Source organism: Saccharopolyspora sp. (assembly GCF_017434145.1).
GTDB classification, from domain to species: domain Bacteria; phylum Actinomycetota; class Actinomycetes; order Mycobacteriales; family Pseudonocardiaceae; genus Saccharopolyspora_C; species Saccharopolyspora_C galaxeae.
In genome coordinates this window covers 1-4,554 of record NZ_JAFRFW010000382.1, presented here as the reverse complement: position 1 = coordinate 4,554, position 4,554 = coordinate 1, and the positions used below count along the sequence as shown (strand labels likewise).

General features: G+C 71.7%; 5 protein-coding genes. 2 read left to right on the top strand and 3 right to left on the bottom strand.

Annotated elements, in window-relative coordinates; translation table 11 throughout:
* From IJH84_RS10415 to IJH84_RS10405, 3 genes are all read right to left on the bottom strand, one after another.
* Positions 1-405 (bottom strand): amidase family protein (locus IJH84_RS10415; protein ID WP_295143282.1); only part of this gene is annotated, 405 nt, incomplete at its 3' end.
* Positions 406-535: 130 nt separating this feature from the next.
* Positions 536-2,077, bottom strand: a complete 1,542-nt coding sequence (locus IJH84_RS10410; protein ID WP_295143279.1) for a GMC family oxidoreductase — start codon at positions 2,075-2,077, stop codon at positions 536-538.
* An 87-nt stretch (positions 2,078-2,164) separates the two neighbouring features.
* Positions 2,165-2,665 carry an Lrp/AsnC family transcriptional regulator gene (locus tag IJH84_RS10405; protein WP_295143276.1) on the bottom strand — a complete coding sequence of 167 codons (501 nt, stop codon included), beginning with the start codon at positions 2,663-2,665 and terminating at the stop codon, positions 2,165-2,167.
* Between the two features lie 116 nt (positions 2,666-2,781).
* On the opposite strand from IJH84_RS10405, the gene IJH84_RS10400 reads away from it, so the two are divergent.
* The gene (locus IJH84_RS10400; protein WP_200070429.1) at positions 2,782-3,852 is read left to right on the top strand and encodes a thiamine pyrophosphate-dependent enzyme; all 1,071 of its coding nucleotides are present in this window, start codon (positions 2,782-2,784) and stop codon (positions 3,850-3,852) included.
* A 41-nt stretch (positions 3,853-3,893) separates the two neighbouring features.
* A partial coding sequence (locus IJH84_RS10395) for an alpha-ketoacid dehydrogenase subunit beta (protein ID WP_295143285.1) occupies positions 3,894-4,554 on the top strand: 661 nt, incomplete at its 3' end.

Genomic DNA, 4,554 nt, shown 5'->3' with positions numbered 1-4,554 from the left:
GAAGACGGTCGGCTCGGTGATGGGTTTCGCGCCGAACTCAGGGGTGTTCGTGCGGCCGAACACGACGAGCCCGGCGTCGGTCCAGCGGCGCACCACCTCGGCGGTCTCCGCGGCGGGAACCGTGCGCAGCGCGCGTGATCCGCCGCTGGACGGCAGCCCGGCCACTTCCTGGTGCAGGTCTTTGAGCAGGAACGGGACTCCTGCGAACGGACCTTCGGGTGCGCCGCTGCGCACGCGCTCGCGGGCTTGGTCGTAGAGCCGTTGCGTGAGCGCCCCGAGTCGCGGGCCGACGTCCTCGGCGCGCGCCACCGCGGCTTCCAGCACCTCGGCGGCGGGCACCGCACCGGTGCGGATCAACTCCGCCAGGCCGAGCCCGTCGTGTTCGCGGTAATCCGAGTACTGCACGCAGCCTCCTATCGCGTCCGGCGAGACGCGGCCGATCTTGCCGGGCCGCCGCCGGAGTCCGGCATCGGGTCTCCGGGCTGAGCGACCCGGCGCACGACGGTAATCGACGTGGCCGCTGCGAAGATCCGGCTCAGCGCAGGCGGTCGGCCATGAGTTCACCGGCCATGATCGCGGCCAGGTTCGTGTTGGCCCGCGGCACCGACGGGAAGATCGACGCGTCGATCACCCGCAAGCCATCGAACCCGAGCACGCGGCAGTCCGGGTCGACCACCGCGTCGCGGTCACCGGCGCCGCCCATCCGGCAGGTGCTCGTGGCGTGCTGCGCGTCGGCGACCGTGCTCAGCAGGTACCGATCCAGCGCGCGGTCGTCGTCGAGCGCGGCGAACAAGGCGCTGTTGTGCGAATCCGGCGAGTCCTCGGTGATCTTCGCGGTGGCCGGGGCGCGCGCCAGCTCGACCAGCGCGCGCAGCCCGTCGCGCATCCGCGCGAGGTCCCGCTCGTCGGAGAGCATCCGCTCCTGGACCTGCGGCTGCGCCTCCGGATCGAGCGAGGTCAGCCGCAGCAAGCCGCGGGAGTGGCACTGGTTGACCCACACTCCGAACGCACCCGCTCCGGCGCCGGTGTCGGCTCCGGCCATCGACAGCACGTTGCGGTTCATGGCGGTCAGCAGCATGTCGTTGCTCGCCGTCGGCGAGCTGGCGTAGCGCACGCAGACGTTGGTGTGCCGGGCGTCCGGGTCCGTGACGGTGGCCTCGGCGGTCAGCGGGATCTCGACGAGCGCCAGCGGATGGTCCTGCAGCCCGCGCCCGACCGGCAGGTCCGAGCGGACCTCGATGCCCAGCGCCCGCAGCTCGGCACCGGGACCGATCCCCGAACGCAGCAGGATCGCGGGCGAGTGGATCGCTCCGGCGCTGAGCACGATCTCGTCGGCGTACTCGGTGACCGCTCGCCCGTCGATGCGCACCTCGACCCCGACGGCCCGGTCCCCGGCGAAGACCAAGCGCTCGACCAGAGCATCGCCGCGCACCGTGAGCCCGCCGCTGTCCCGGTTCGCTTCCAGATATGCGTCGTTGACCGAAACCCGTCGTCCGGAACGCGAATTGATCGGGTAGGGCGAGACCCCGGTGGCGCCCGGCGCGTTGACGTTCTCGGCCCACGGGTACCCGGCGTCCAGCGCCGATCGGCACAGCGCGGCGTCGACCGCACCCCACTCGTGGTCTGGCGTCCGGTAGATGGGAGTCGGGCCACCACGGCCGTGGTAGGGGAGGTGGCCGTAAGCCTCGTCGTCCTCCAGCTTCACGAAGTACGGCAGCACGTCGTCGCGCGACCAGCCCGCGAGGGCCCAGTCGTCGAAGTCCTCCAGCGGCGGGCGGATCGCGATCTGGCCGTTGACCGCGGAACTCCCGCCAGCGCCCTTGCCGCGCCAGTACGGCGCAGGCGGCTGCTCGTCCGTGCGAGTCGCGTCGAGACCCGCCCACAGCAGGTGCGCGGCCGCCGCGGGATCCAGCAACGCCCGGCCCGGGTTGGGGGAGCGCCAGGCCTCGGGCATCTCGGCCGAGCGGTAGTCCGCTCCTGCTTCCAGCAGCAGCACCCGCTTGCCCCGCTGCGCGCAACGCGTCGCGAGCGGTGCGCCCGAAGAACCGGCGCCGACGATGATCAGATCCCAGCCCATGCGAACCTCCGCACTCCGGCGCAGGCGCGGCCGGTGTCCGGAAGCGTGCGGTGCGCGCGGTGTCAGGTCAAGAGTCGGCCGGGCACCTCAGCCGCCGCTGTCGGCGGGATCGTTGCGGATGTCGTCGAAGATCAAGTGGGTGCGCGTGCCGCGCACACCGGGCAGGCTCGGCAGCTGTTCGAGCACCACGCGCCGGAGGTGTTCGTTGTCGGTCGTGTGCACCAGCAGCATCACGTCGAATTCCCCGCCGACCAGCGCCATGTGCCGGACCTCCGGGATGCGCCGCAGGTGCTGCGTCAGGTCGCGCCAGGAGTTCTGCCGCACGGTGAGGGTGACGTAGGCCGATGTGGACAGTCCCGCTCGCGCCGGGTCGATCACCGCGGTGAAACCGGTCAGCACGCCGGATCGCTTGAGCCGTTCCAGTCGGGTGTAGGCGTTCGCGCGCGAGATGTTCAACCGCTGGGCCAGCATCCGCACCGCCATCCGGCCGTCGCGGCTGAGCTCGCGCAGGATGTTCTGATCGAGTTCGTCCAGGCCCGGAGCAATCTGTCCGCCCGCGCCTTCCGGAGTGCCGCCGTTGCTGGACATCTGACTCCTCCCGAAGTGCTTTTTCGGCACTGTGTCTGCGAAATCGACGCACTTGTGGGCAGAACATAGCAGCGCTGCGCACAATCCAGGGAGATCTGTTCGACGCGGAGGTGCGCATGACGCGGGATGGGCCGATCCGGCTGCTGGCGGCGGACGGAGCGGTGGTCGAGGACCAGCGCCATTCGCTGCCACCGGCGGAATCGCTGCTGGAGCACTACCGCGCGATGGTGCTGGGCAGGCGGCTCAACGAACTGGCCGGTGCCTTGGTCCGCCAGGGCAGGCTCGCGGTTTACCCGTCTTCGCGCGGTCAGGAAGCCTGCCAGGTCGTCGCGGCCGGTGCGCTGCGCCCGGGCGACTGGTTGTTCCCGACCTACCGCGACTCGGTCGCGGCCGCCGCCCGCGGTGTGGATGCGGTCGAAGTCCTGACGCTGCTGGCAGGCGACTGGCATTGCGGTTACGACCCGCTGCGGCACCGGGTGGCTCCGCAGGCGACACCGTTGGCCACGCAGCTGCCGCACGCGGTCGGCGTGGCGCACGCCGCGCGGCTCAAGGGCGAGGACACCGTGGTCATGGCGTTGTGCGGGGACGGGGCGACCAGCGAGGGCGATTTCCACGAGGCGCTCAACTTCGCCGCGGTGCTGCGGGCGCCGGTCGTGTTCCTGGTGCAGAACAACAAGTACGCGATCTCCGTTCCGCTGGCGCGGCAGTCGGTGGCGCCTTCGCTGGCGGACAAGGGCGTCGGTTACGGGATGCCGGGCGTGCTGGTGGACGGCAACGACGCCGCGGCGCTTTCGGTGGTGCTGCAGGAGGCGGTCGAGCGAGCCGCGGCCGGTGCGGGCCCGACGCTCGTCGAGGCCGACACCTACCGCCTCGAAGCGCACACCAACGCCGACGATGCGGCGCGGTACCGCGCCGATGCGGAGGTCTCGGAGTGGCAACCGCGGGACCCGCTGATCCGGCTGGGCGCGCACTTGCGCGCCGAAGGAGTGCTCGACGACCGGGCCGACGCCGAAATCGCCGAGGCGGCCGAGGCCGAGGCAGAGCGCGTCCGCACCGCACTGGCGGCGGACTCCCCGGTCGACCCGGCCGAGCTGTTCGCCCACGTGCACGCGAGGCCCACACCCGACGTGACCGCGCAGGCCGCGGTGTTGCAAGCGGAACTGGCTGCACAGGAGGAGAACCGGTGACCGCGACGACTGCGATCCCGGGCGCGGAGACACAGCTGTCCATGGCCCGGGCGCTCAACACGGCACTGCGCGATGCGATGACCGCCGACGATTCGGTGGTCGTGTTCGGCGAGGACGTCGGCCCGCTCGGCGGGGTCTTCCGGGTGACCGACGGGCTGACCGCGACGTTCGGCGAACAGCGCTGCTTCGACACGCCGCTGGCCGAGGCGGGCATCGCCGGGCTCGCGATCGGGATGGCGATGACCGGGCTGCGCCCGGTCGTGGAGATGCAGTTCGACGCGTTCGCCTACCCCGCGTTCGAGCAGATCACCAGCCACTTGGCGAAGATGGCCAACCGCACGCGCGGACGCGTCCGGCTGCCCGTGGTGGTGCGCGTGCCCTACGCCGGAGGCATCGGCGGGGTCGAGCACCACTGCGACTCGTCCGAGGCGTACTACGCGCACACCCCGGGACTCACCGTGGTGGCGCCTTCGTCCAACGCGGACGCTTACGGGCTGCTGCGGGCGGCGATCGAGCATCCGGACCCGGTCGTCTTCCTCGAACCGAAGAAGCACTACTTCAGCACCGAGCAGGTCGACACCACGCGCGAGGTGCCGCCGATCGGCCGGGCGGTGGTGCGCAGGCCCGGCGCGGACGCCACGCTGATCGCCTACGGCCCGTCCGTGCCGGTCGCGCTCGGCGCCGCCGAGATGGCCGCCGCGG